Source organism: Synechococcus sp. CCAP 1479/10, assembly GCF_019038515.1.
Lineage (GTDB): Bacteria > Cyanobacteriota > Cyanobacteriia > PCC-6307 > Cyanobiaceae > Cyanobium.
Window position 1 is genome coordinate 1 of record NZ_JAFKRJ010000016.1, and the last position, 23,325, is coordinate 23,325.

The window sequence follows — 23,325 nt, forward strand, 5'->3', positions numbered from 1 at the left end:
CGCCGTGCCCCAGCGCCAGCTGGTGACCGCCGCCGCCCCGGCGGCCGCCACGGCCACGGCCACCGTCGCAGCGCCGGCCCCCGTGGCGGCGGCCAGCAAGGCCCCCGTTGAAGAGCCGGAACCCACCGGCCGCGTCCGTCGCCGCCGCTCGGCCGCGGCGGCGGGCTGATCGCCCGGGGGCAGGCTCAGCGGACCCTGACCAGCATCAGGCCGCTGAGCAGCTCCTCGTCCTCCTTGTTCATCGGCGCAGCCGTGGCTGGGCTGGACTCCTGCCAGCTCAGTTCCACGTCGTCGGCCAGGGTCGGGTCCGCCTGGTGCAGCTCGATCAGCTCGGGCTCCTCCACCACCTCCGGGATCAGCGAGGGCTCGCTCCAGGGGGCCGCCGGCGTCGCGGCCGTCGCCGCATCCGGGCCCTCCTCGGCGGGTGCCGACTCCAGATCGGCGGCCGGGGACGCGGCTGCCGCTGCCGCGGTTGCGGCCCCCGTCTTGGTCAGCCAGGGGGCCGCCGGGCCGGTGACCGCCTGAGCGGTTGCCGCCGGGGCTGTGGCCCCCTCGGCGAGGAAACCGGGGGAGGGCGCGGCGCTGCCAGCCGCCGCTGGCCCCGTGGTCGGGGCGGCGGCGGCCTCCTCGATGGCGCACTGTTTGAGACCCTGCTCGGCGATCCTGGTGAGGGCGGCCTCGCTGTTCTGCTCGGCCACGGTTCCGTAGTACCCGGCGGCGGTGGCCTTGTCCCCGTAGCCGTAGAGCTGGGTGTGGCCCAGCAGCAGCTGCAGCCGCAGCTTCAGCCCGGTGAGCTGGGGGTTGTCCGATTGCTGCAGTTCCTGCAGCAGCTCCCCCCCATCGCCCACCACCGTGCCCCACTTCTCCCTGGAGTAGGCCTGCTCGATCACCGCATAGCGCTGGGCGGCGTCGTTGGCGCTGGTCTCAGCCATGGAGCGGGTCGGGTGGGCGGACCCACAGTGTGCTGTGATCCCAGTGCAGTTGCCATCCTTCGGCCAGATCCAGCCGGCCCGGATTCCGCCCGCGGGCCAGCCGGTCCACCAGGGTTTCGAGGCCTCTGGCTCCCGGATCCCGCCCCAGGTGCCGCCGCAGCCAGTGGTGCAGCAGCCGTCGCTGGCTGGCCGGGGCCAGGCTGGCCAGGCGTCGGCGCGGCAACCGAGCGGTGTCCTCTCCCTGCTGCAGTCCCGCCAGGGCCAGGTCCAGCAGTTCCGTCTCGGCCGCGAACTGCGCCTCCAGGCGCTCCGCCTGGGCGCTGATCCGCCGACTGGCCCCGGGATGGAGGGCCTCCAGCACCGGCATGACGTCGGCGCGCAGCCGGTTGCGGGCGAAGCGCAGATCCGCGTTGCTGCTGTCCGTCCAGACGGGCAGGCTCCGCTCCCGGCAGAGGCGGCCGGTGTCGCTGCGGTCGAAGATCAGCAGCGGTCGGGCCAGCTGCAGGGGGCTGGAGGCCGCTTCCAGGGGCCGGCTGGCCCCCAGGCTGGCCAGGCCCCGCAGGTGGCTGCCGCGGGCGAGGTTGAGCACCACGGTCTCGGCCCGGTCGCTGGCGGTGTGGCCCGTCACCACATGGGTGCAGTTCCCCTGGAGGGCCGCCGCGGCCAGGCAGCCGTAGCGCCAGTCCCGGGCTGCGGCCTCGCTGCCGGGCACCGGATCGGCCCGGTCGAGCCTCAGGTCCAGTCCCTGGCTCCGGGCCCACCGGGTCAGTTCCCCGGCCTGCTGGGCCGCGTCGGGGCGCCAGCCGTGATCGCCGTGCCACAGCTGCAGCCGCCAGCCGTGCAGGGGCTGGAGGTCCAGCAGGAGGGTGGTGAGGGCCATGGAGTCCTGCCCGCCGGACACGGCCAGCAGCAGCGACCCCCCCGCCGGCAGCAGGGCGGGCTGGCGCAGCAGGTGCCGGTGCAGGCGCGCCTGGTCGCTTCCCCAGGGCCGCCGGCCCTGGCAGGGGTCGGGTGGGAGAATCACGGCATGCGTCCTTCCGTCCGCCGATGACCCGCCTCTCCAGCCTGCCCACCGCCCTGCAGCAGGCGATCCGTCAGGGGCGGGCGCTGAAGGTCATCGCCGGCCTCGACAACTTCGACGCGGCCCGGGTGCAGCGGGTGGTCCGGGCCGCCGCCGCCGGCGGCGCCGACCTGGTGGATCTGGCCTGCGACCCCACCCTCGTCCGCCTGGCCGTGGCGCTGGCTCCGGGTCTGCCGGTCTGCGTCTCGGCCGTGGATCCCGCCCTGTTCCCGCCCGCCGTCGAGGCCGGTGCCGCCATGGTGGAGATCGGCAACTACGACAGCTTCTATCCCCAGGGGCGGATCTTCGGTGCCGACGAAGTGCTCGCGCTCACCCGTCGCACCCGGGCGCTGCTGCCGGAGACCGTGCTCTCGGTCACCGTGCCCCACACCCTGCCCCTCGACGAGCAGGAGCGGCTGGCGGTGGAGCTGGTGGCCGCCGGCGCCGATCTGATCCAGACCGAGGGCGGCACCAGTGCCCGTCCCCTCAGCGCCGGTGCCCTGGGCCTGATCGAGAAGGCCGCCCCGACCCTGGCGGCCGCCCATGCCATCAGCCGGGCGGTGGATGTGCCGGTGCTGTGCGCCTCCGGGCTTTCCGCTGTCACGGTGCCGATGGCCCTGGCCGCCGGTGCCGCCGGTGTGGGCGTGGGCTCCGCCGTCAACCGCCTCGACGATGAGCTTGCCATGGTGGCGGTGGTGCGTGCCCTGCGGGAGGCCCTGCCCGTGGCGTCGATGGTTCAAAGCGAACAGCCTCAGTAAGGTGAAAGGGTTGCGGCATCGCTCCCCATGGGCTCCCTCACCTGGCTCCTTCAATGGCCGATCCGGGCCCTCATTCTGCTGCTGGTGGCGCGACTGCCCGTGGGGGTGGAGCTGGCGAGCTTTTCCGCCGCCCTGCTGTCGGCCATTGTCATCGCCCTGCTGGGCACCCTGCTGATCCTCCCCCTGAAGCTCCTGCTGGGGCCGGTCTGGTTCGTCTCCTCCCTGGGGGGCCTGATCAGCCCGGTGTCGTTCCTGTTCAACTGGCTGATCACGATCATCCTGTTCAGCCTGGCCGCCTGGCTGATCAAGGGGTTCCGGCTTCACAACGGTCTGATCAGCGCCATCCTCGGGGCCCTGGCCTACAGCGTGCTGAGCAGCGTGGTGCTGGGCTGGATGGGCCTGGATGTGCCCCTGACCCGGGCGATGGCGGCGGCCTCCGGGGTGGGCTGACCGGTTTTCCCTGCCGGGCCGTTCCCCGTTCGTGACCGCCAGAATGGTCCGATGCCATTCCAGCTTCACGCGCCCTACGAACCAAAGGGCGACCAACCCGCCGCCATCGAGGCGATGGTGAAAGGCGTCGACGGGGGCGAACGCTTCCAGACGCTCCTTGGCGCCACCGGCACCGGCAAGACCTTCTCGATCGCCAACGTGATCGCCCGTACGGGGCGTCCCACCCTGGTGCTGGCCCACAACAAGACCCTGGCGGCCCAGCTCTGTAATGAGCTGCGGGAATTCTTCCCCAACAATGCCGTCGAATACTTCATCTCCTACTACGACTACTACCAGCCCGAGGCCTACGTTCCCGTCTCGGACACCTACATCGCCAAGACCGCCTCGATCAACGAGGAGATCGACATGCTGCGGCACTCGGCCACCCGCTCGCTGTTCGAGCGCCGCGATGTGATCGTGGTGGCCTCGATCAGCTGCATCTACGGCCTCGGCATCCCCTCGGAATACCTCAAGGCCGCCGTGAAGTTCGAGGTGGGCGACAAGCTGGATCTGCGCGGCTCCCTGCGGGATCTGGTCAACAACCAGTACTCCCGCAACGACATCGAGATCAGCCGCGGACGCTTCCGGGTGCGGGGCGACGTGCTGGAGATCGGCCCTGCCTACGAGGACCGGCTGGTGCGAATTGAGCTGTTCGGCGATGAGGTGGAGGCGATCCGTTACGTCGATCCCACCACCGGCGAGATCCTCCAGAGCCTGGAGACGATCAACATCTACCCGGCCAAGCACTTCGTGACCCCCAAGGAGCGGCTGCAGGGGGCGATCCAGGCGATCCGGGCCGAACTGCGCGAACGGCTCGAGCTGCTCAACGGCCAGGGGCGTCTGCTGGAGGCCCAGCGCCTCGAGCAGCGCACCACCTACGACCTGGAGATGCTGGAGCAGGTGGGTTACTGCAACGGGGTGGAGAACTACGCCCGGCATCTGGCGGGCCGGGAGGCCGGTACGCCGCCCGAATGCCTGATCGACTACTTCCCCGACGACTGGCTGCTGGTGGTGGATGAGAGCCACGTCACCTGCTCCCAGCTCCAGGCCATGTACAACGGCGACCAGAGCCGCAAGCAGGTGCTGATCGAGCACGGCTTCCGGCTGCCCAGCGCCGCCGACAACCGGCCCCTCAAGGGGGACGAGTTCTGGGAAAAAGCCCGCCAGACCATCTTCGTCTCGGCCACCCCCGGGGCCTGGGAGCTGGCCCAGAGCAAGGGCCAGGTGGTGGAGCAGGTGATCCGCCCCACCGGCGTTCTCGATCCGATCGTGGAGGTGCGCCCCTCGGAGGGTCAGGTGGACGACCTGCTCGGCGAGATCCGGGTGCGGGCCGATCGGCAGGAGCGGGTGCTGGTCACCACCCTCACCAAGCGCATGGCCGAGGACCTCACCGACTACCTGGCCGAGAACGGGGTGCGGGTGCGCTACCTGCACTCGGAGATCCATTCGATCGAGCGGATCGAGATCATCCAGGACCTACGTAACGGCGCCTACGACGTGCTCGTGGGCGTCAACCTGCTGCGGGAGGGCCTCGACCTGCCCGAGGTGTCCCTGGTGGCGATCCTCGATGCCGACAAGGAGGGCTTCCTGCGGGCGGAGCGCTCCCTGATCCAGACCATCGGCCGGGCGGCGCGCCACATCGATGGGGTGGCGCTGCTCTACGCCGACAACCTCACCGACTCGATGGCCAAGGCGATCTCCGAGACCGAGCGGCGCCGGGTCATCCAGCACGCCTACAACGAACGCCACGGCATCACCCCCACCCCCGCCGGCAAGCGGGCGGGCAATGCGATCCTCTCCTTCCTGGAGCTTTCCCGCCGGCTCACCGACGACCAGCTGGAGGTGGCGGCCGAGCAGGCCGAGCAGAACGAGGTGCCGCTCGATGCCCTGCCCGAGCTGATCACCCAGCTGGAGGAGAAGATGAAGGCGGCGGCCAAGAGCCTGGAGTTCGAGGAGGCCGCCAACCTGAGGGACCGGATCAAGAACCTGCGCCACAAGCTGGTGGGCCGGCCGGCGGCCTAGGGCACCCACCGCCGCTGCGGCCTAGAGCGCCCGCCGATCCAGGGCTTCGGCCAGGCGGTTGGCGGCGGCCGCCAGTTCGGCCTGGGGATCGGGCCCGGCATCGGCGGCCTTGATCTCCTCCTGGCGTTTCATCGCCTCGATGGCCCGCACGATCAGGAACACCACGAAGGCGATCACCAGGAAGTTGATCAGGGCCACGATCACCGTGCCGGCGGGCCAGGCACTGATCGAATCCACCTGCGCCGCCTTCAGGGCCGGCTCCAGCAGGTTGGTCATCACCAGGCTGACGATGGCATCCACCACCTTGCCGAAGGCACCACCGATGACGACGGCCACCGCAAGATCGACCACATTGCCCTTGTTGATGAACGCCTTGAAGTCGCTCAGAAAGGAGGTGGCGGCGCGCCGGGCCATGGGATTCTTGCGTGAATGTCGTCCTTCCTACTTCACGGCTGGAGGTCCCCGTCGGCGTCCTGCGGACCATTGGTTCGCTGATGGAAGCCGATCAGGGCGGCGGCGGAGATCGGAGGGGACAGGAGGAAGCCCTGGGCGGCCTGGACCCCCGCCTGCATCAGCACCTGGAGTTGCTGGTCCGTCTCGACCCCTTCGGCGATGACCATCAGCCGGGACGAGCGGATCAGGGCGGTGAGTCCGTCCAGCCACTCAGGATTGGGCGTCTCCGGGGTGATCATGGCCAGCATCTCGCGATCCACCTTGATGATGTCGAAGGGGCAACGGCCGAGAATGGCGAGATTGGCGCCCCGCAGCAGGCTGACGTCATCGAGCGCCATCTTGATGCCGAGTTGCTGGGCCTGGAACATGCCCGCCAGGCCCAGGGCATCGGGAAGCCCCCGCTCGGTGACCTCCAGGATCAGCTGGGGAATCATGTCGGCCAGGCCGGATTTCATCGCGGCGTAATAGACCCCGCCCCGTCCGGTGATCTCCGGTGGAACGTTGAGACTGAGATGCACGTCGGCATGGCGCCGTAACCAGTCCTTGAGTTCCGCCGCCGCGGTTTCGATCACCCAGTAGGTGAGCACACCCGCGGCGGGGGTGGACTCCAGGGACGGGATGAACTCCCCGGGCATCACCAGAGAGCCATCGGCCCGCCGCCAGCGGATGAGGGCTTCGGCTCCGATGCAGCGGAGATCCGGGAGGGACAGGATCGGCAGATACTCCAGAAAAAACTCACCCTTCGCCAGGCCCTCCGCGATCTCCTCGGGTCGGATCATGAGAATCTCCGTCCCATGGGAAAGGTGATGGTTCGAAAGAGATTGAACCTTAATCCAGACATCAGGGCGCTCCGGTGGGTTCCAGGCGCAGCAGCTGGCCATCGCCGGCCCCGTCGGTGAGCACATAAAGGAATCCATCCGGTCCCTGGCGCACGTCCCGCACCCGGGCGCCGATCGGAATCTCCTGCTGGGGTGTCACCGATCCCTCCGGATCCAGGCGCAGCCGATGCACCTGCCGCGACACCAGTCCGCCGGCGAAGAGATCACCGCGCCAGCCCGGATAGCGATCGCCGTCGTAGACCGCCAGGCCGGAGGGGGCGATGGCGGGCGTCCAGACGAGGACCGGATCCCGCAGGCCCGGGGCGCTGGTGGCCGGTGCGATCGGCGGGCCGAAGTACTCGCGGCTGTGGGTCACCCGCGGCCAGCCGTAGTTCACGCCGGCCTCGATCCGGTTGAGCTCGTCGCCATCGCGGGCGCCGTGTTCGCTGGCCCAGACCCGGCCCGTTCGCTGATCGAGGGCCAGCCCCTGGATGTTGCGGTGCCCGAGGCTCCAGAGTCCCGGCAGGGCGCCGGGCTTGGCGGCGAAGGGGGTGCCCCTGGCGGCGGTGCCGTCCGCGTTCAGGCGCAGCACCTTGCCCAGGGCGCTGCCCGGGTTCTGGGCCTGGGTGCGGATCGGCTGCCCCTCCAGTTCGATCGGAGGATTGCCCCCGTCCCCGATGGCCAGCAGCAGGGTGCCATCCGGGAGCCAGAGCAGGCGGGAGCCGAAGTGCTGGGCGCCGCTCTTGCGCTGCGGCACCGCGTACAGCACCTGCACATCGCTGAGGGCGCGGCCGTCGAAGCGGGCCCGGGCCAGCCGGGTGTGGTTGGCCTCGGCGCTGCCGGCCGCATAGGTGAGATAGATCCAGCGGTTGGTGGCGAAGTCGGGATGGACGGCCACGTCCAGCAGGCCCCCCTGGCCGGCGGCCAGCACCTCCGGCACGCCGCGGATCGGCTCGGCCTGCAGCACGCCGCCCCGCACCAGGCGCAGCCGGCCCGGCCGCTCCGTGATCAGCAGGTCGCCGCCCGGCAGCCAGGCCACGGCCCAGGGGTGCTCGAGGCCGCCCACCACCGGCACACTGCGCACCGGGGCGGAGACGGCCGCGCTCTGGCAGCTGGCCAGGGCCGGCAGCAGCAGGACCCCGGCCAGGCCGTTCAGGAATGGTGGACGGCGACGGGCCATGGCTGGGGGGACAGCTCCAGAAGCACCAGATCGCGCAGGTCGTGGAGCAGGGAGAGCTCGGCGCCGCTGAGCTGACGCGGGCGGGTGTCGATCAGGCACAGCGTGCCCAGGCAGGTGCCGTCCTCGAGGATCAGGGGCGAGCCGGCGTAGAAGCGGATCCGGGGTTCCCCCAGCACCAGGGGATTCTCGGCGAAGCGCTCGTCGAGCCAGGTGTCCGCCACAAGGAGGTCCGAGCGCTGGAGGATCGCATGGGCGCAGAAGGCCAGATCGCGGGAGGTCTGGCAGGTGGCCAGGCCATGGCAGGACTTGAACCACTGCCGCTCGGCATCGATCAGGCTGATCAGGGCGATCGGCACATCGAAGGCGGCCGCGGCGATCCGGGTCAGCCGGTCGAAGCGCTCCTCCCGTTCCGTGTCCAGCAGGCCCAGCTCCGCCAGCCGCCGCAGGCGCCGTTCCTCGTCCTGCGGCGGCCGGGCCCGCTCCCAGCGGCAGGGGGTGCGCAGGCTCCAGGCCCGCAGCCGGGCCCGCAGGAAGCTCTCGGAGACGGGCAGCACCAGCCACTCGCTGACCAGGGGATCGTCGTAGCGGGCCTGCTCCTCCACGGCCGCCAGCATCACGACCGGGGTCTCGGCCAGCCCCGTCGCCGCGGACTCCCGCAGCCGGCGGACCAGCCCGGGGCCATCGCGGACGGGGAGCGCCTGCTCCAGCAGCAGCAGGGACGCCCCGTCGCGCTCGATACGCTGCTCCAGATCGGCTTCGCCGCCGGCCACATGGAAGGGCAGACCTTCGAGCCGCAGGGCGGTGGTGAGGGCCGCCTCCAGATCCCTGTCCGTCACCCAGACCAGGGCCGGGGGGCCGCCGGGATCGCCACTGAGGGCCCCGGGTCCGGGCGCCTCCGCCGTTTCGGCCCCAGCTTCGGCCGGCTGAGCGCCGGCTGCGGCCTCGGGTGTGCGGGGGGTGGTGCGCAGCACCAGGCCCTCCGAAGCCGCCAGCACCTCCAGGGGGGCGCCCCGCTCGGCCAGATCGGCGCGCACACCGGCCAGGATCAGGTCGATGGTCGCGTCGTTGCGCAGCGGGTCGTGGTGGGTGAGCACCAGCCGGGCCACCCCGGCCTCCTCGCAGATGCGCACCGCGTACTCCACCGAGCTGTGGCCCCAGCCGAGCTTGGCCGGGAACTCCAGGGCCGTGTACTGGGCGTCGTGGATCACCAGGTCGGCCCCCTCGATGAACTCGGCGTAGTGCAGGTCCTGGCCGGAGAGGGGACCGATGCCGCTGGCCAGTTCGGGTGCGTGGGGTTCGTGGTCGCAGCAGTAGATGACCGTGGCCCCGTCCGCCTGGAGCCGGTAGGCCAGGGTGAGGGCGGGATGGTTGAGCAGGTGGGTCGTGATCGTCACGTCCCCGATCCGGAAGGTGCCCTCGTGCAGGTCGTGGTAGCGGATCGTGGCGGCGAACTGCTCGAGGGTGACGGGGAAGTAGGCGTGCTGCATCTGGCCGGAGAGCACGCTGCGCAGGCTTCCCGAGAGGCCGCTGGGGCCGAAGACGTCCCAGGTGTGGCCAGGGGCGAAGAAGGGGGCGAAGAAGGGAAAGCCCTGGATGTGGTCCCAGTGGGTGTGGCTGATCAGCAGCGAGCCTTCGATGCCGTCGGGCCGCTCCTGCATCAGGGCCTGCCCCAGGCCGTGGGCGCCGGTGCCGCAGTCGATCACCAGCAGGGTGCCGGCGTCGGAGCGGACCTCGACGCAGGAGGTGTTGCCGCCGAAGCGGAAGGTGTCCGGGCCGGGCTTGGCGATCGAACCGCGGGTTCCCCAGAACCGAACCAACATGCCCCGACCCTGGCGCGGCCCCAAGCCTAGGGAGCTTCTGTCCCCTGGGCCGCATGCCGAGTCGCTCCGCCGAGGCCGAAGGCCTGGTGCACCGCCTGCAGGGCGCGCACGCCATCGGCCTCCGCCACCACGCAGCTGGTGCGGATCTCGCTGGTGGCGATCAGGGAGATGTTGATGCCCGCATCGGCCAGGGAACGGAACATCCGCGCCGCCGTGCCGGCGGTGCAGGCCATCCCGGCGCCCACGGCGCTGACCCTGGCGATGGCCGGGCCTTCTTCGAAGCAGGCGCCGTCCCACTGGCGCAGGATCGGGGCCAGGGCCCGCTCGGCCCCCGGCCGGTCGTCGCGCCGCAGGGTGAAGCTCATGTCCCGCCGCCGGTCCTCCGGACCGCCGTGGGTGCGCTCCGACTGCACGATGGCGTCGAGGCTAATGCCCGCATCGGCCAGGGCCCGGCAGATGGCCGCGGCCGCCCCGGGCCGATCGGGCACCCGCCGCACCGACACCTGCACCTGGTCGCGGTCGAGGGCCACGCCCCGCACCGCCGGATCCCCCAGGTGGCAGGGGGGCGGATCGTGGCGGAGCTGCTGGTCGGCGAGCTCGAAGGCCTCGCCGGCGGCCCGCAGGGCCCGGGCGCCCAGCTGGCCATCCACCACGCAGCTCACCTTCACCTCGCTGGTGGCGATCAGGCGCAGGTTGATGCCGAGGCGGGCCATGGTGTCGAACAGGCGGGCCGCCACGCCCGGGCGGCCCAGGATGCCGGCCCCGGCGATGCTGAGCTTGGCCATGCCCGCCTCGGCCGAAAGCTGGGCCCCATCGGCCCCCATGGCCGCCAGCACCTCCTGGCACACCTGGCGGGCGCGCTCCATCTCCGACGCCGCCAGGGTGAAGGCGATGTCGTTGCTGGCGCCCTCGTGGATCGCCTGGACGATCAGGTCCACGTTCAGGCCGGCGGCGCCCAGGGCCTCGAAAAGGGTGGCGGCCACCCCCGGCCGGTCGGGCACGTGGGAGAGGGCCAGCACGGCCTGGTCGGCCTCGAGCTCCGCCCCGTCGACGGGCCGGCCCAGCTCCAGCCCCTCACTGCCGATCGGCCGGGCCGGACCGCTGGTGAGCCGGGTGCCGGGGGCCTGGCTCCAGCTGGAGCGAACCGTCAGGGGCACCCCGTAGTTGCGGGCGATCTCCACGGCCCGGGGGTGGAGCACCGCGGCTCCAAGGCTGGCCAGTTCCAGCATCTCGTCGCAGCTGACGCTGTCCATCAGCTGGGCATCGCTCACCTTGCGGGGGTCGGTGGTCAGCACCCCGGGCACGTCGGTGTAGATCTCGCAGCCGTCGGCGCCGAGGGCGGCCGCCAGCGCCACCGCGGAGGTGTCGGAACCGCCGCGGCCCAGGGTGGTGATCTCCGGGGTGCCGGCGTGGCCGCTGCTGGTGCCCTGGAAGCCGGCCACCACCACCACATGGCCGTCCTCCAGCAGGCGGCGCAGCCGTTCGGTGCGCACCTCCAGGATCCGGGCCCGGCCATGGGCCGATTCGGTGATGATCCCGGCCTGGGTGCCGGTCATCGAGACGGCGGGCACGCCTTCGGCATGGAGGGCCATCGACAGCAGGGCGATCGACACCTGCTCGCCCGTGGCCAGCAGCATGTCCATCTCCCGGCGGGGGGGATCGCTGCAGAGGCTGGCGGCCATGCCGGTCAGCTGGTCGGTGGTGTGACCCATGGCCGACACGACCACCACCAGCTCGTGGCCCTCCTCGCGGCTGGCGGCGATGCGGCGGGCGACCGCCCGGATCCGCTCGGTGTCCGCCACCGAGGTCCCCCCGAACTTCTGAATCAACAGGGCCATTCCCGCGTTGCCGGCGCATCCGGGCCGATTATCGACGCGGGGCGCTCCCGGGCTGCGCCAGGGCGGCCAGCAGGAAGCCGTCCCGGAAGGCGTCGCCGGGGTCGGCGCCGCGCTTGAGGGCGGCCTCCACGTCGAGCAGGCGGCGCAGCAGGGCCAGCAGTTGCTCGGGGCTGCGGCCGCGGATCTGCTTGCGCATCACGTAGATCCGCTTGGGATTGCCGATCCCCGCCGCTTTGGCGATCACGGCCACGTCCTGCTCGCCGCTGCGCTCCAGCAGGCACACCCACAGCCAGCCCCGGATCTGGCTGGCCAGGGCCGCCACGATGCGCAGGGCGGGCTCGCCCACCTCCAGCAGGGCCTCCACCAGGGCGATCGCCTCGGCCGGGTGCTGGGCCAGCAGGGCGTCGCCCACGGCCAGGCTGCTGGTGACCTGGCCGCCGATCAGGGCGGCCACCGCCTCGGCGGTGATCGGCCCACCACGGCCGCTGCCACCGCCGCCGGCGTGGAGCGCCAGCTTCTCCAGCTCGCTGGCGAGCCGCATCCCGTCGCTGCCGATCGCCTCGGCCAGGGCCTCGGCCGCCGCCGGCCCCAGGGTCAGGCCCCGGGCCCGGGCGGCGCTCTCCACCCGTTCGATCTGACCGGCCCCATCCCAGACCGGCGGCAGGGTGAAGGACTGCTCCTCGGCCAGGGTCCGCAGGCGCTTGGTGGTGCGCAGCCGGGCGTCGGGCTTGCCGTCGCTGACCAGGAACAGGTGGCAGTCGTCCGGGATCAGCGCGACCGAGGCCTCCAGCTGGGCCGCCAGCTCCGCCGGGCAGGCCTGGCAGAAGGGACTGCGCTGCAGCACCACCACCCGGGCCCCGGCACCGAAGGGGGAGGTGCGGGCCTCCTCGAGGGCCCGGGCCGCCTGGACGGCATCGGCCCCATCCAGCCGGCTGAGGTTGATCGAAGCCCAGGCGGGATCCACCAGGGCCTCGATCCGGTCCGCCAGGGCCCGTTGGCGGGCGGCCTCGTCGTCGCCCCAGTAGAGGTGGATCGGCATCAGGGCAGGGGCGGCCCCGCCGGCAGGGGCAGGGAGGCGAGCAGGCGGGGGTCCCGGCTGATCATCGCCGTGGCCCCGCCATGCAGGGCCGAGGCCAGCTCCAGGGCGCCATCGGGCCCCAGGGCCGGCCCGGTGCCGGGCCGCTGCAGGCGTGCCGCCGCCAGGGCGACCTGGGGCGTGAGGCTCACCAGGGTCCAGGCCGCAGGATCGCTGAACACGGCTTCGTAGCGGGCCGCCAGGGTCTCGTCCCCCCGGAGCAGGGGCCCCTCCACCAGCGTCCTCAGGGTGGCCATGCTCAGGACCCCGCGCCAGTGGCCGGCGGCGATCGCGGCGATCAGGGGCTCGTGCCGGCGGCTGGAGGCGTCCCCGCGCAGCCAGGGAATCAGCACCGTGGCGTCGATGGCCACGGCCGATCCGAGGGCCAGTGCGCCGGCGCCTTCGAGGGGCTGGGGCGGCCAAGGTTGGCTCGGCGGGAGCGGGTCCGGCCAGCAGGCGCGGCCGCTGCCCTTGAGGGCGATCAGGGCCTGCCGCTGGGGACGGTGGCGACGCCAGAGCGGCACCAGGGCCGCCACCGGGTGGCCGTGGCGCGAGATCAGGGTCTCCTCGCCCCCGTGGGCACGATCAAGCAGCTCGGGGAAACGCTTCCTGGCCTCCAGGACGCCGAGGGTGTCCATGGTGTTGGCGGCCGAATTCGAGTTCTGTACACAATGTACAGGTTTTGATTTGGCTCGGCAGAGGCCCCCGCCCACCGGGAGTACGGCCAGGGCGCATCTCGTAGCCTCGCGGCTTCCCGTCCCGGTGCCCCCATGCCGCGCCAGGCGAGCAAAAGCTTCGAGGCCTCCCTCGACCATCCGATCTTCCGGGAGAGTGTGCGCCGCATCCGCGCCTGGCTGGGGCCCACCGGCCTGGAGGGGGTGGAGCAGGAGGTGCTCGAGCGCCTGGTGCACAGCAGCGGCGACCTGGCCCTGGCGCCGGATCTGCGCCTCGGTCCGGGGGCCTGCGCCGCCGGCCTCAACGCCCTGGCGGCCGGCGCGCCGATCCTCACCGACACGGCGATGGCCGCGGCGGCCGTGGCGCCCATGGCCCGGCGCACCTTCGCCAATCCGGTCCTTTCGGTGCTGGCCTGGGCCCCCGCCGTCGCCCCCGCCGGCGGCACCCGGGCGGCGGCGGGCATGGAGCGGGCCCTGCTGGAGCACCCGGGCGCGGTGGTGCTGGTGGGCAGCGCCCCCACGGCCCTGGAGCGGCTGCTGGAGCTGGTGGAGGCCGGAACCATCGCCGCCCCGGCCCTGGTGATCGGCATGCCGGTGGGGTTCGTGGGGGTGGCCGAGAGCAAGCGCCATCTCGCCGCCAGCGCCCTCCCCCAGATCCGCCTGGAGGGCAGCAAGGGCGGCGCCGGACTGGTGGGCGCCGCCGCCAATGCCCTGCTGCGGCGGGCCTGGCTGGATCAGGCGGCCCTGGGTCCCCCCTGAAGTCCCACCGCCACATGGCTGTTGGCCTCGATGCGGCCCAGCACCTGGCGGGCCCGCAGCACCACCGAGGCGGGCACACCCGCAAGCCGGGCCGCCTCGATGCCGTAGCTGCGGCTGGCGCCTCCCCGGCAGACGCGGTGCAGGAACACCAGGTCGTTGCCGGTCTCCTCCACCAGCACCTGGGCGTTGCCGACGTTGGGCAGCAGCTCGGCGAGCTCGTTGAGCTCGTGGTAGTGGGTGGCGAAGATCGTGCGGGCGCCGATGCCCTCGGCCAGGTGTTCCGCCACGGCCCAGGCGATCGAGAGGCCGTCGAAGGTGGCCGTGCCCCGGCCGATCTCGTCGAGCAGCACCAGGGAGCGGGGGCTGGCGTGGTGAAGGATGTTGGCGGTCTCGGCCATCTCCACCATGAAGGTGGACTGGCCGCTGGCCAGGTCGTCCACCGCCCCCACCCGGGTGAAGATGCGGTCGGCGATGCCGAGCCGGGCAGAGCGGGCCGGGATCCAGCTGCCGATCTGGGCCATCAGCTGCAGCAGGCCGCTCTGGCGCAGATAGCAGCTCTTGCCGCTGGCATTGGGGCCCGTGAGCACGATCAGGTCCGGCGCCGGTGCTCCGTCGGCCTCCGGAGACCCCAGCTGCAGGTCGTTGGCGGTGAAGGACGCATCGACCAGCAGCTGCTCCACCACCGGATGGCGCCCCGCCTCGATCACCAGCTCGCGGCCCTCGCTGAGTTCGGGCCGGCAGTAGCCGCCGGTGGCCGCCACCTCCGCCAGGGAGGCCAGGGCATCGAGTTCCGCCACCCGCCGGGCGGCTGCCCGCACGGGCCCGGCCGCCTCCCCCACCCGGCGGCGCAGGTCGCAGAAGAGGTCGTACTCCCGCTGGCAGGCCCGGGCCCGCAGCTGCAGGATCCGGCCTTCGCGGCCCTTGAGATCCGGGGTGACGAAGCGTTCCTCGTTGGCCAGGGTCTGGCGGCGGATCCAGTGGTCCGGAACGGCGGCGGCCCGGGCGCGGCTCACGGCCAGGAAGTAGCCGAAGGTGCGGTGGTACTGCAGGCGCAGGTTGGGGTTGCCGCTGGCCCGCCGTTCGATCGCCTCCTGCCGGGAGAGCCAGGCCTCCTGGTCGTCGAGCTGGTTGCGCAGGCCGTCGAGCACCGGATCGACCCCGTCATGGAGCAGCCCGCCTTCACTCAGCGACAGGGGCGGCGTGTCGACCAGGTGGTGGCGCACCTCCTCGGCCAGGGCGGCCAGCTCGGGCCACGGACCCTTGAGGGCCGCCAGGGGGCCGCTGCGGCAGGGGGCCACCAGGGCCGCGAGGCGGGGCAGCCGCTCGAGGCCGTCGGCCAGGGACACCAGGTCGCGGGCGGAGGCGCTGCCGGCGCCGGCCCGCCCCGCCAGCCGCTCCAGATCCCCCATGGGCCGCAGCAGCCGGCGCAGCCCCACCCGCAGGGGCCGCTGCTCCACCAGCTCGCTCACCGCCTCCTGACGCTCCAGGATCGCGGCGCGATCCACCAGGGGGGCCTCGATCCAGCGGCGCAGGCAGCGGCCGCCCATGGCGGTGGCGGTGCGGTCGAGGGCCCAGAGGAGGGAGCCCTGCAGGGCGCCGCCCAGCTGGGTGCGGGTGAGCTCCAGATTGCGGCGGGTCTGGGCGTCGAGCACCAGCTGGTCGCCGGCGTGCCAGAGCCTGGGCATCTCCAGCGGGATGGCCGCGGCGCCTTCCGCCGCCGCCGCCTGGGTGGTGTCCAGGTAGGCCAGCAGGCCCCCGGCGGCCCGCAGCGCCAGGGGCGCCTCCCCCAGCCCCAGGCCATCGAGGCTGGCCAGGCGGAAGCGGCGGCGCAGCAGGGCGTCGGCTTCGGTGGCCTCGAAGGGGGTGCGGGCCAGGGGGGTGAGCCGCAGACCCTCGGGGCACCAGGCAGGCGCCTCCGCCGGGCCGGGCCACACCACCTCGGCGGGCTCCAGCTGCAGCAGCTCCTGGTGCAGGCTGCCGCTGCCCGTGCGCTCGGTCACCCGGAACTCGCCCGTGCTGACGTCGGCGACGGCCAGGCCCCAGCGGCCCGCTGCGCTGCCGTCCCCGTCGAGGACCACGGCGCAGAGCCAGTTGTTGCGGCGCGCGGCCAGCATGCCCTCCTCGAGCACCGTGCCGGGGGTGAGCACCCGGGTGATGCCGCGCCGCAGCAGGGCCCCCTTGGCGGGGGTGGCCTCCAGCTGGTCGCAGAGGGCCACGCTGAGGCCGCGGCGCACCAGGTCGGCGCAGTAGCGCTCGGCGGCGTGGTGGGGGATGCCCGCCATCGGCACCCGACCCAGGGCCTTGCCGGCATCCTTGCCGGTGAGGGTGAGCTCGAGCAGACGCGAGAGCAGGATCGCGTCCTCGAAGAAGAACTCGTAGAAGTCGCCGAGGCGGTAAAGCAGCACCCGGTCCGGATGGGCCGCCTTGAGCTCCACGTAGTGCCGCAGCACCGGCGTGAGCGTCGCCGGATCCACCAGGGAATGGTGGTGCCAGCGGGGCAGGTCGTCTGCGGGCTCCGGGACCGCGTCAGCGGGCGTCGCCGGGGCGCCGCTGGCGTCGCCACCGCCCTCGGTGCCGGTGGCCGTGGCCGCTGGCCGCTGCCGGCGGGGGCGGGGCCGGGCGCTGGCGTCGGCCAGCAGGGCCTGGTCGTCCGGGGCGTCCCCATCCGACGGCGACTCCGTCGAGATCGGCTCGGGCGTGCCACCGAACAGGTCCCCCTGCAGGGCCGGATCGTCCGCGAGCGTGAGCTGCTGCTGGACTTCCCTGGCCATGGGTCCGCCGTCAGGAGCGTCCCGATCGTAAGGGGATCGGGTCGGGGGGCTGGCCTGGGTGGCCCTGGTGCTGCTCAACTGGGGCATGAGCTTCTTCATGGTCTGACCCCTTGACGGTTTTCGAAGGTCGCTTCACCGATGTCGCCGGTCTGCGGATCGGCCTGGTGATCGCCCGCTTCAACGATCTGGTGACCGGCAAGCTGCTCAGCGGCTGCCTCGATTCCCTCTCCCGCCACGGCATCGACGTCAGCCCCGAGAGCACCCAGCTCGACGTGGCCTGGGTGCCGGGCAGCTTCGAGATTCCTCTGGTGGCCCAGCGGCTGGCCGCCAGCGGTCGCTACCAGGTGGTCATCACCCTGGGGGCGGTGATCCGGGGCGACACCCCCCACTTCGACGTGGTGGTGGCCGAGGTGAGCAAGGGGGTGGCCGCCGTGGCCCGCGACACCGGCGTGCCGGTGATCTTCGGGGTGCTCACCACCGACACCCTGCAGCAGGCCCTCGAGCGGGCCGGCATCAAGAGCAACCTGGGCTGGAGCTACGGCCTCCAGGCCCTGGAGATGGGCAGCCTGATGGCCGCACTGCCGCAGCCGACGCCATGAACCGCAAGGGACTGATCCTGGCGGGGGGCAGCGGCACGCGCCTGGCCCCCCTCACCACCGCCGTCAGCAAGCAGCTGGTGCCGGTGTACGACAAGCCGATGATCTACTACCCGCTCAGCACCCTGATGCTGGCGGGCATCCGCGAGGTGCTGGTGATCACCACCCCCACCGACCAGCCCGCCTTTGAGCGCTTGCTGGGGGACGGATCCGGCTGGGGCATGGAGATCCGCTATGCGGTGCAGCCGAGCCCCGATGGGCTGGCCCAGGCGTTCCTGATCGGCGCCGAGTTCCTCGACGGCGCACCGGCGGCCCTGGTGCTCGGGGACAACCTCTTCCACGGCCACGACCTGATCCCCCAGCTGCAGGAGGCCAACGGCGAGCGGCCCGGGGCAACGGTGTTCGCCTACCCGGTGAGCGATCCGGAGCGCTACGGGGTGGTGGAGTTCAGCGGCGATGGCCGGGTGCTGAGCATCGAGGAGAAGCCGCCCCAGCCGCGCAGCCGCTATGCGGTCACGGGCCTGTACTTCTACGACCACACCGTGGTGGAGCGGGCCCGCCAGGTGCGTCCCTCGCCGCGGGGCGAGCTGGAGATCACCGACCTCAACCAGCTTTATCTCGATGAGGGCCTGCTGCGGGTGGAGCTGATGGGCCGCGGCATGGCCTGGCTGGACACCGGCACCCCCGATTCCCTTCACGAGGCCGCCAGCTACATCCGCACCCTCGAGAAGCGCCAGGGCCTCAAGGTGGGCTGCCCGGAGGAGGTGGCCTGGCGCCTGGGCTGGATCGACCACGGCCAGCTGGAGCGGCTGGCCCTGCCCCTGAAGAAATCCGGCTACGGCGACTACCTGCTGCGCCTGCTGCAGGAGGCCGCCAGCGACCACCAGGCCCTGGAGCCCCAACGATGAACGTTCAGTTCCTGGCCATCGACGGCCCCCTGCTGCTCACCCCGGCGGTCTACGCCGATGAGCGCGGCTGGTTCAGCGAGAGCTGGAACCGGCGCCGCTTCGCCGAGGCCCTCGGCAAGGAGGACGCCGACGCCCCTGAGTTCGTGCAGGACAACCACTCCCGCTCCGTGCAGGGGGTGCTGCGGGGCCTGCATTTCCAGCGGGCGCCCCACCCCCAGGGCAAGCTCGTGCGCTGCACCGTCGGGGAGGTCTTCGATGTGGCCGTCGACCTGCGCCGGGATTCCCCGACCCTGGGCCAGTGGGTGGGCGAGCGGCTCAGCGCCGAGAACCAGCACCAGCTCTGGGTGCCGGTGGGCTTCGCCCACGGCTTCCTGACCCTGAGCCCGGTGGCCGAGGTGCAGTACAAGACCGCCGGCTACTGGAGCCGGGAGTGCGAGCGCTCCCTGGCCTGGAACGACCCGGCCATCGGCATCGACTGGCCCCTGGGGGAGCTGCCGGCGCCCCACCAGCCCCTGCTGGCCCCCAAGGACGCCGCCGCCCCCGGTCTGGGGGCCCTGGCCGCCGCCGGGGATCTGTTCGCGCCCGACAACGTGTGAAGGATGGCTCCGGCGGCGGGCAGGGCCCCGCGCTGCATGGCAGGATCCCCAACGCTGCCTGATCCGGCCCCGAGCCTTCCTGCCCCATGCAGATCCTCAATACCCTCACCGTTCTGGCCCTGGTGGTGATGTCCTTCGCCCTGATCGTGGCGGTGCCGGTGCTCTACGCGAGCACCGAGGACAGCGGCCGCTCCAACCGCCTGATCCTGATCGGCGGCGCCGCCTGGGTGGCCCTGGTGCTGGTCAACTGGGGCATGAGCCTGCTGGTGGTCTGAGGTCGACAGGGTGACGGCGTGACAGCCTCCCCTGATCACCCAGTCCCGCCTTATGAGCGTCACTCGCATTCAGCCCAGGCGCCGCTTTTCATTCTTTGAGTGGAAGGAGATCGTCGAGTATCGCGATCTCCTTTACTTCCTTTCACTGCGTGATATCCAGGTTCGCTACAAGCAGACCAGCCTCGGTGTCGTCTGGGTGATTCTCCAGCCGCTGGTGCCGGCCATCATTTTTGCTGTGCTGTTCGGCAATTTTGCCCGCCTGCCCAGCAATGGCCAGCCCTATCTGCTGATGGTGTTCACGGGCCTGATCCCCTGGAGTCTGTTCAGCAACACCATTGGCCGGGCAGGGGGGAGCCTGGTGGGGAATTCCAACCTGCTGTCGAAGATCTATTTTCCGCGCCTGATCATTCCCCTGGCCGCCATGGGATCAGTTGTGGTGGATGGGCTGGTGGGACTGGCGGTTCTGGTGGTGCTTCTGGCCCTCTTCGGCGTGGGTCTGGGATGGCACATGCTGGCGGCACCCTTCTTTCTTCTGGCGGCGTTCCTGATGGGCCTCGGGCTCACCCTGATCGTGGCCTCCTTGAATGTCTACCATCGGGACTTCGGCTATGCCGTGCCATTCGCTCTGCAGGCCTGGAATTATCTGACACCGATTGTCTATTCCTCATCACTGATCCCGGAGAAATGGCTTTTTCTCTATTCCCTGAATCCCACCGTGGGACTGATTGAGGGTTTCCGCTGGGCGGTGCTGGGCGGCGTGCCGATTACCTCCACTATGTTCCTGAGCATGCTGACCGGTCTGGTTGGCTCCCTGGCGATCGGTATGGCCGTGTTTCAGCGGATCGAGAGGGGCTTCGCCGACATCGTATGAGTGAGTCTTCCGATATCGCCATTTCGGTTCGGTCCCTTGGCAAGTCCTACAGAATCGGCCATCTGGAAACGGTGGCTGCTGATGAGACGTCGGCGGACGGGACGCCCCAGCGGGGAATCTGGCCCTGGCGACGGACTGGTGGCCGGCAGCGCCTGACCAGCGAGACCTTCTGGGCGCTGCGGGATGCGGACTTCGATGTTCCCCGGGGCAAGGTGTTCGGTGTGATCGGCCGCAACGGCGCCGGCAAGAGCACCTTGCTGAAGATCCTCTCGAGGATCACCGAGCCCTCCACGGGCATGGCCGAGATCCGCGGACGGGTGGGATCCCTGCTGGAGGTGGGCACGGGCTTCCATCCGGAGTTCAGCGGACGGGAGAACATCTACCTCAACGGCACCTTGCTGGGCATGCGACGCCGGCAGATTGATCGGGTCTTCGATGCGATCGTCGATTTCGCTGAAGTCCACCGCTTCATCGACACACCCGTGAAGCGCTATTCCAGTGGCATGTATGTGCGTCTGGCCTTTGCGGTGGCCGCCCACCTAGAGCCGGACATTCTGATCATCGATGAAGTGCTGGCTGTCGGCGACCTTCAGTTCCAGAAGAAGTGCCTCGGCAAGATGAAGGATGTCACCGGCCAGGGCCGCACCGTGCTGTTCGTGAGCCACAGCCTGAGTACGGTCAACAGCCTGTGTGATACCTGCATGTTGCTGGAGAATGGCAAGGTGACTCAGATCGGCCCCACCGAATCCGTTACGGCTTCCTATTTCGCCAGCAGCGAGGAAACGTCGGGTTCATCGCTCGACCTCCGTGCGGATCCACCCGGCGACAGGTTCTGCCGCATGATCGGGGCACGGATGGTGGACCGGTCCGGCGAAAGTCTCAGCTATGCGCACATTGACCGGGAGTTCGGCCTCGAGATGACGTATGAACTTCTGGAGCCCTCCACTGGACAGGTGATCCCGAATTTCCATTTCTTCACAGCTGGCCAGTGTGCTTTCATCACCAGTCCTCGTCAGGAGTCTCCTGTCACCTTGGGACGCCATCGGGCGACGGTCTGGTTGCCGGCGCGATTTCTCAATGAGGGAACCTATTCCGTCAACTTTGCGGCCACCACCCCGATGCCCCAGTGTTGTCATTTTCATGTGCAGGATCAGTTCTGTTTCCAGGTGATCGAGGATCTCCATGATGAGGCTCGTCATGGTGCTGTGCATAAGGTGCCCGGTGCCGTACGGCCGCAATTGAACTGGAGCTTGAATTAATGGCTTTGGCGTGGCACCTGGCCGTACGACATGAGAGAATGGTGCCCTGAGGTGGGATGGGTTTTGTTGGTCTATTCCTTTGCTTCCATGGTGCATTTCGATTCGTCTTTGGTGCGCGCCTATTTCCATGAGATGTCGCGCTTCCCTAGGCCCGGTGACAGTGCCTTCCTGCATCACTCCAACTACGGCACCGTGCCACCCAACTGCGACTGGGCCCACAATCCCGGCAACCGGAGCGACATGCGCGCCGAGCGTCTGCGTGGGTTTGCGGCGGAGGCCGGGCATGAGGTGGCGTTTCAGCGCCTCATGGGCATCGCCGATGGCTGGGGTCTGGAGGATCTTGATGCCTTCAACGTGCTGCCTCTGCCCTCCCTCGCCTGAGATGGCTGAGCCCAGCCATCGCGCCACGGCCCTGGAGGGTGTGCTGGAGATCCGGCGCCAGCCCCACGGAGATCAACGTGGCCGTTTCCTGAATGTGTTCCGGCGCGGCGAATGGGATCAGCTGTGGGGAGAGGACCGGCCGATCGAGCAGGTGAATCTCAGCCACAATCCACGGCCCGGCACGGTCCGGGGACTGCACCTGCAACAAGGAACGCCTCCCGAGTTCCGGTTGGTCAGCTGCGTGGTGGGCCGTGTGTGGGACGTGGCCGTTGATCTGCGGCCCGATTCCGCCACGCGAGGCCGATGGGTGGCTGTGGAGCTCAGTGCCGAAGCCGGCAACTCCCTGCTGATTCCCACGGGCTGTGCCCATGGGTTTCAGGTGCTGGAGTCGGACAGCGCCTTGCTTTACCTCCACGGGGCGCCCTATCGCCCCAAGGAGGAGAAGGGTGTGCGCTGGGATGACCCCCAGCTCGACATCGACTGGCCGATGGAGCCCCGCGACCTAAGCGAGCGCGACCGGTCGCTGCCCCTGCTGGAGTGCCTGCCATGACCCACCATTGCAGGCACTGCGGAACCCCTCTGCAGCACGAGGTGATTGATCTGGGCCATCAGCCGCCCAGCAATGCCTACCTGTGCGAAGCAAAGCTGAGTCTGCCGGAGGTGACGTTCCCTTTGCGCGTGTATGTCTGCTCAAACTGCTGGCTCGTGCAGCTCCCCATGCATGCTCCGGCGGATGAGCTGTTCACGGCGGATTACGCCTATTTTTCCAGCACCTCCATCACCTGGTGTCAGCATGCGGAGCGGTTCGTCCAGGCGGCCGTCAAGCGCCTTTCGCTGGGGCCCGGAAGTTTAGTGGTGGAGGTTGCCAGCAACGATGGCTACCTGCTCCAGTACGTGAAGGCCCAGGGGATTCCCTGCCTCGGCATTGAGCCCACCCACGCCACGGCGGAGACGGCGCGCTCCAAGGGGGTCGAAACGATCGAACGATTCTTCGGGGGTGCCCTGGCCGAAGAGCTGATTTCTGACGGCCGTCGGGCTGATCTGTTGGTAGCGAACAATGTGCTGGCCCACGTCCCCGACATCAACGACTTTCTGGCCGCCATCGCCCGCCTGCTCCGACCCAGTGGCCTGGCCTCGGTTGAGTTTCCCCACCTTTTGCGTTTGCTGGATGGAAACCAGTTCGATACGATCTATCACGAACATTACAGCTACCTCAGTCTCACCACGCTACAGCGGATGGCGGAGGCGGTGGGGCTGATGGTCTTCGACGCTGAGCCGCTCACCACCCATGGCGGCAGCCTCAGGATCTGGCTGGCGCGCCGAGGGGAGGCGGCATCCCAGCGCCAGACCGTTGCCGAGCGTGAGGCCGTGTCGACGGTTCTGTCGGAAGAACGGGCGGCCGGGCTGGAGACTCTGGCGGCCTATGCCCATTGCCAGATCAATGCCCTCAGTGCCAAGTTCGCCTTGATGGAATACCTGTTGGCGGCACGACGCTCCGGCCAGTGTGTGCTCGCCTATGGCGCCGCCGCCAAGGGAAACACCATGCTTAACTTCGCCGGCATCCGCAGCGATCTCCTGCAGGCAGTGGCCGATCGAGCCCCGAGCAAAATCGGCAAATGGCTGCCCGGCAGCCACATTCCGGTCGTCAGTGTGGAAGACCTGCTGGCTCGCCGTCCCGATGAGTTGCTGGTGCTGCCCTGGAATCTGGCGAAGGAAGTGAAGGCCCAGCTCTCAGGATCCATCGCCATTCCGATCAAGGTTGCCATTCCGTCGTTGATGACGATCTGAGC

At 70.3% G+C, this 23,325-nt stretch carries 23 protein-coding genes; 13 read left to right on the forward strand and 10 right to left on the reverse strand.

The features are described 5' to 3' along the window. Window positions 1–185: 185 nt before the first annotated feature. Both KUG39_RS05225 and tilS read right to left on the reverse strand, forming a co-directional pair. Window positions 186–932 carry a hypothetical protein gene (locus KUG39_RS05225; protein ID WP_094584228.1) on the reverse strand — a complete coding sequence of 249 codons (747 nt, stop codon included), beginning with the start codon at window positions 930–932 and terminating at the stop codon, window positions 186–188. Continuing rightward, a complete protein-coding gene (tilS, locus tag KUG39_RS05230) occupies window positions 925–1,956 on the reverse strand; it encodes a tRNA lysidine(34) synthetase TilS (RefSeq protein ID WP_353617333.1) in 1,032 nt (343 codons plus the stop codon). Before tilS ends, KUG39_RS05225 begins: the two co-directional genes overlap by 8 nt. A 23-nt stretch (window positions 1,957–1,979) precedes the next feature. Here tilS and KUG39_RS05235 point away from each other — a divergent pair, with 23 nt between their 5' ends. Genes KUG39_RS05235 through uvrB form a run of 3 tightly spaced genes read left to right on the forward strand, consistent with a single transcriptional unit; the run spans window position 1,980 to window position 5,261 of the window. Beyond that, the gene (locus KUG39_RS05235) at window positions 1,980–2,750 is read left to right on the forward strand and encodes a DUF561 domain-containing protein (RefSeq protein WP_094584229.1); all 771 of its coding nucleotides are present in this window, start codon (window positions 1,980–1,982) and stop codon (window positions 2,748–2,750) included. Between the two features lie 27 nt (window positions 2,751–2,777). Further along, complete coding sequence (locus tag KUG39_RS05240) at window positions 2,778–3,200, forward strand: phage holin family protein (protein WP_094584230.1); 423 nt, start codon at window positions 2,778–2,780, stop codon at window positions 3,198–3,200. Window positions 3,201–3,251: 51 nt separating this feature from the next. Next, window positions 3,252–5,261: an excinuclease ABC subunit UvrB gene (uvrB, locus tag KUG39_RS05245; RefSeq protein WP_216913362.1), complete on the forward strand. Its 2,010-nt coding sequence runs from the start codon at window positions 3,252–3,254 to the stop codon at window positions 5,259–5,261. A 21-nt stretch (window positions 5,262–5,282) separates the two neighbouring features. Here the strand turns inward: uvrB and mscL are convergent, their stop codons facing one another. From mscL to KUG39_RS05280, 7 genes are all read right to left on the reverse strand, one after another. Then, the gene (gene mscL, locus KUG39_RS05250) at window positions 5,283–5,675 is read right to left on the reverse strand and encodes a large conductance mechanosensitive channel protein MscL (protein WP_094584232.1); all 393 of its coding nucleotides are present in this window, start codon (window positions 5,673–5,675) and stop codon (window positions 5,283–5,285) included. Window positions 5,676–5,707: 32 nt separating this feature from the next. Beyond that, window positions 5,708–6,493 (reverse strand): EAL domain-containing protein, encoded by a 786-nt coding sequence (locus KUG39_RS05255; protein WP_158219479.1) that lies wholly within the window; start codon window positions 6,491–6,493, stop codon window positions 5,708–5,710. Window positions 6,494–6,554: 61 nt separating this feature from the next. After that, window positions 6,555–7,712, reverse strand: a complete 1,158-nt coding sequence (locus KUG39_RS05260) for a PQQ-dependent sugar dehydrogenase (RefSeq protein ID WP_216913364.1) — start codon at window positions 7,710–7,712, stop codon at window positions 6,555–6,557. Then, window positions 7,685–9,532, reverse strand: coding sequence for an MBL fold metallo-hydrolase (locus tag KUG39_RS05265; RefSeq protein WP_216913367.1), 1,848 nt, complete (start codon window positions 9,530–9,532; stop codon window positions 7,685–7,687). The genes KUG39_RS05260 and KUG39_RS05265 overlap by 28 nt, the downstream gene beginning before the upstream one ends. A gap of 26 nt (window positions 9,533–9,558) precedes the next feature. Continuing rightward, entirely contained in the window at window positions 9,559–11,370 is a 1,812-nt protein-coding gene (locus tag KUG39_RS05270) for an aspartate kinase (RefSeq protein WP_216913370.1), read from the reverse strand. 28 nt (window positions 11,371–11,398) lie between these two features. Next, the gene (gene holA, locus KUG39_RS05275) at window positions 11,399–12,409 is read right to left on the reverse strand and encodes a DNA polymerase III subunit delta (RefSeq protein WP_216913372.1); all 1,011 of its coding nucleotides are present in this window, start codon (window positions 12,407–12,409) and stop codon (window positions 11,399–11,401) included. Continuing rightward, the gene (locus KUG39_RS05280; protein ID WP_216913375.1) at window positions 12,409–13,083 is read right to left on the reverse strand and encodes a type II toxin-antitoxin system prevent-host-death family antitoxin; all 675 of its coding nucleotides are present in this window, start codon (window positions 13,081–13,083) and stop codon (window positions 12,409–12,411) included. The genes holA and KUG39_RS05280 overlap by 1 nt, the downstream gene beginning before the upstream one ends. 132 nt (window positions 13,084–13,215) lie before the next feature. Between KUG39_RS05280 and KUG39_RS05285 the strand changes: the two genes are divergently transcribed. Next, window positions 13,216–13,878, forward strand: a complete 663-nt coding sequence (locus KUG39_RS05285; protein ID WP_216913378.1) for a precorrin-8X methylmutase — start codon at window positions 13,216–13,218, stop codon at window positions 13,876–13,878. Here the strand turns inward: KUG39_RS05285 and mutS are convergent. Continuing rightward, window positions 13,854–16,649 (reverse strand): DNA mismatch repair protein MutS, encoded by a 2,796-nt coding sequence (mutS, locus tag KUG39_RS05290; protein ID WP_216913380.1) that lies wholly within the window; start codon window positions 16,647–16,649, stop codon window positions 13,854–13,856. The two genes, KUG39_RS05285 and mutS, sit on opposite strands and share 25 nt — an antisense overlap. Window positions 16,650–16,759: 110 nt before the next feature. Here mutS and ribH point away from each other — a divergent pair, with 110 nt between their 5' ends. The 9 genes from ribH (at window position 16,760) to KUG39_RS05335 (ending at window position 23,323) form a co-directional block, all read left to right on the forward strand. After that, on the forward strand, window positions 16,760–17,248 hold the full coding sequence (gene ribH / locus KUG39_RS05295; protein WP_094584241.1) for a 6,7-dimethyl-8-ribityllumazine synthase: 489 nt from the start codon (window positions 16,760–16,762) through the stop codon (window positions 17,246–17,248). Continuing rightward, a complete protein-coding gene (gene rfbA / locus KUG39_RS05300; RefSeq protein WP_216913382.1) occupies window positions 17,245–18,153 on the forward strand; it encodes a glucose-1-phosphate thymidylyltransferase RfbA in 909 nt (302 codons plus the stop codon). The genes ribH and rfbA overlap by 4 nt, the downstream gene beginning before the upstream one ends. Then, window positions 18,150–18,749 carry a dTDP-4-dehydrorhamnose 3,5-epimerase gene (rfbC, locus tag KUG39_RS05305; protein ID WP_094584243.1) on the forward strand — a complete coding sequence of 200 codons (600 nt, stop codon included), beginning with the start codon at window positions 18,150–18,152 and terminating at the stop codon, window positions 18,747–18,749. The genes rfbA and rfbC overlap by 4 nt, the downstream gene beginning before the upstream one ends. Before the next feature lie 86 nt (window positions 18,750–18,835). After that, window positions 18,836–19,024 (forward strand): photosystem II reaction center protein PsbZ, encoded by a 189-nt coding sequence (psbZ, locus tag KUG39_RS05310; RefSeq protein WP_094584244.1) that lies wholly within the window; start codon window positions 18,836–18,838, stop codon window positions 19,022–19,024. Window positions 19,025–19,076: 52 nt separating this feature from the next. After that, complete coding sequence (locus tag KUG39_RS05315) at window positions 19,077–19,895, forward strand: ABC transporter permease (RefSeq protein ID WP_216913385.1); 819 nt, start codon at window positions 19,077–19,079, stop codon at window positions 19,893–19,895. Continuing rightward, the gene (locus KUG39_RS05320; RefSeq protein WP_216913387.1) at window positions 19,892–21,154 is read left to right on the forward strand and encodes an ABC transporter ATP-binding protein; all 1,263 of its coding nucleotides are present in this window, start codon (window positions 19,892–19,894) and stop codon (window positions 21,152–21,154) included. Before KUG39_RS05315 ends, KUG39_RS05320 begins: the two co-directional genes overlap by 4 nt. Before the next feature lie 87 nt (window positions 21,155–21,241). Then, entirely contained in the window at window positions 21,242–21,535 is a 294-nt protein-coding gene (locus tag KUG39_RS05325; RefSeq protein WP_216918247.1) for a hypothetical protein, read from the forward strand. A gap of 1 nt (window position 21,536) precedes the next feature. Then, window positions 21,537–22,085 (forward strand): dTDP-4-dehydrorhamnose 3,5-epimerase family protein, encoded by a 549-nt coding sequence (locus tag KUG39_RS05330; protein ID WP_216913393.1) that lies wholly within the window; start codon window positions 21,537–21,539, stop codon window positions 22,083–22,085. After that, window positions 22,082–23,323, forward strand: coding sequence for a class I SAM-dependent methyltransferase (locus KUG39_RS05335; protein ID WP_216913396.1), 1,242 nt, complete (start codon window positions 22,082–22,084; stop codon window positions 23,321–23,323). Before KUG39_RS05330 ends, KUG39_RS05335 begins: the two co-directional genes overlap by 4 nt. Window positions 23,324–23,325: the final 2 nt, after the last annotated feature.

Coding starts and splice junctions, on each gene's coding strand:
- KUG39_RS05325 (WP_216918247.1), top strand. CDS start 21,242: ATGGTGCATTTCGATTCGTCTTTGGTGCGCGCCTATTTCCATGAGATG.
- holA (WP_216913372.1), bottom strand. CDS start 12,409: ATGCCGATCCACCTCTACTGGGGCGACGACGAGGCCGCCCGCCAACGG.
- rfbA (WP_216913382.1), top strand. CDS start 17,245: ATGAACCGCAAGGGACTGATCCTGGCGGGGGGCAGCGGCACGCGCCTG.
- KUG39_RS05225 (WP_094584228.1), bottom strand. CDS start 932: ATGGCTGAGACCAGCGCCAACGACGCCGCCCAGCGCTATGCGGTGATC.
- KUG39_RS05280 (WP_216913375.1), bottom strand. CDS start 13,083: ATGGACACCCTCGGCGTCCTGGAGGCCAGGAAGCGTTTCCCCGAGCTG.
- KUG39_RS05285 (WP_216913378.1), top strand. CDS start 13,216: ATGCCGCGCCAGGCGAGCAAAAGCTTCGAGGCCTCCCTCGACCATCCG.
- KUG39_RS05335 (WP_216913396.1), top strand. CDS start 22,082: ATGACCCACCATTGCAGGCACTGCGGAACCCCTCTGCAGCACGAGGTG.
- KUG39_RS05235 (WP_094584229.1), top strand. CDS start 1,980: ATGACCCGCCTCTCCAGCCTGCCCACCGCCCTGCAGCAGGCGATCCGT.
- KUG39_RS05265 (WP_216913367.1), bottom strand. CDS start 9,532: ATGTTGGTTCGGTTCTGGGGAACCCGCGGTTCGATCGCCAAGCCCGGC.
- rfbC (WP_094584243.1), top strand. CDS start 18,150: ATGAACGTTCAGTTCCTGGCCATCGACGGCCCCCTGCTGCTCACCCCG.
- KUG39_RS05260 (WP_216913364.1), bottom strand. CDS start 7,712: ATGGCCCGTCGCCGTCCACCATTCCTGAACGGCCTGGCCGGGGTCCTG.
- KUG39_RS05320 (WP_216913387.1), top strand. CDS start 19,892: ATGAGTGAGTCTTCCGATATCGCCATTTCGGTTCGGTCCCTTGGCAAG.
- KUG39_RS05255 (WP_158219479.1), bottom strand. CDS start 6,493: ATGATCCGACCCGAGGAGATCGCGGAGGGCCTGGCGAAGGGTGAGTTT.
- mutS (WP_216913380.1), bottom strand. CDS start 16,649: ATGGCCAGGGAAGTCCAGCAGCAGCTCACGCTCGCGGACGATCCGGCC.
- KUG39_RS05240 (WP_094584230.1), top strand. CDS start 2,778: ATGGGCTCCCTCACCTGGCTCCTTCAATGGCCGATCCGGGCCCTCATT.
- uvrB (WP_216913362.1), top strand. CDS start 3,252: ATGCCATTCCAGCTTCACGCGCCCTACGAACCAAAGGGCGACCAACCC.
- KUG39_RS05330 (WP_216913393.1), top strand. CDS start 21,537: ATGGCTGAGCCCAGCCATCGCGCCACGGCCCTGGAGGGTGTGCTGGAG.
- KUG39_RS05315 (WP_216913385.1), top strand. CDS start 19,077: ATGAGCGTCACTCGCATTCAGCCCAGGCGCCGCTTTTCATTCTTTGAG.
- psbZ (WP_094584244.1), top strand. CDS start 18,836: ATGCAGATCCTCAATACCCTCACCGTTCTGGCCCTGGTGGTGATGTCC.
- mscL (WP_094584232.1), bottom strand. CDS start 5,675: ATGGCCCGGCGCGCCGCCACCTCCTTTCTGAGCGACTTCAAGGCGTTC.
- KUG39_RS05270 (WP_216913370.1), bottom strand. CDS start 11,370: ATGGCCCTGTTGATTCAGAAGTTCGGGGGGACCTCGGTGGCGGACACC.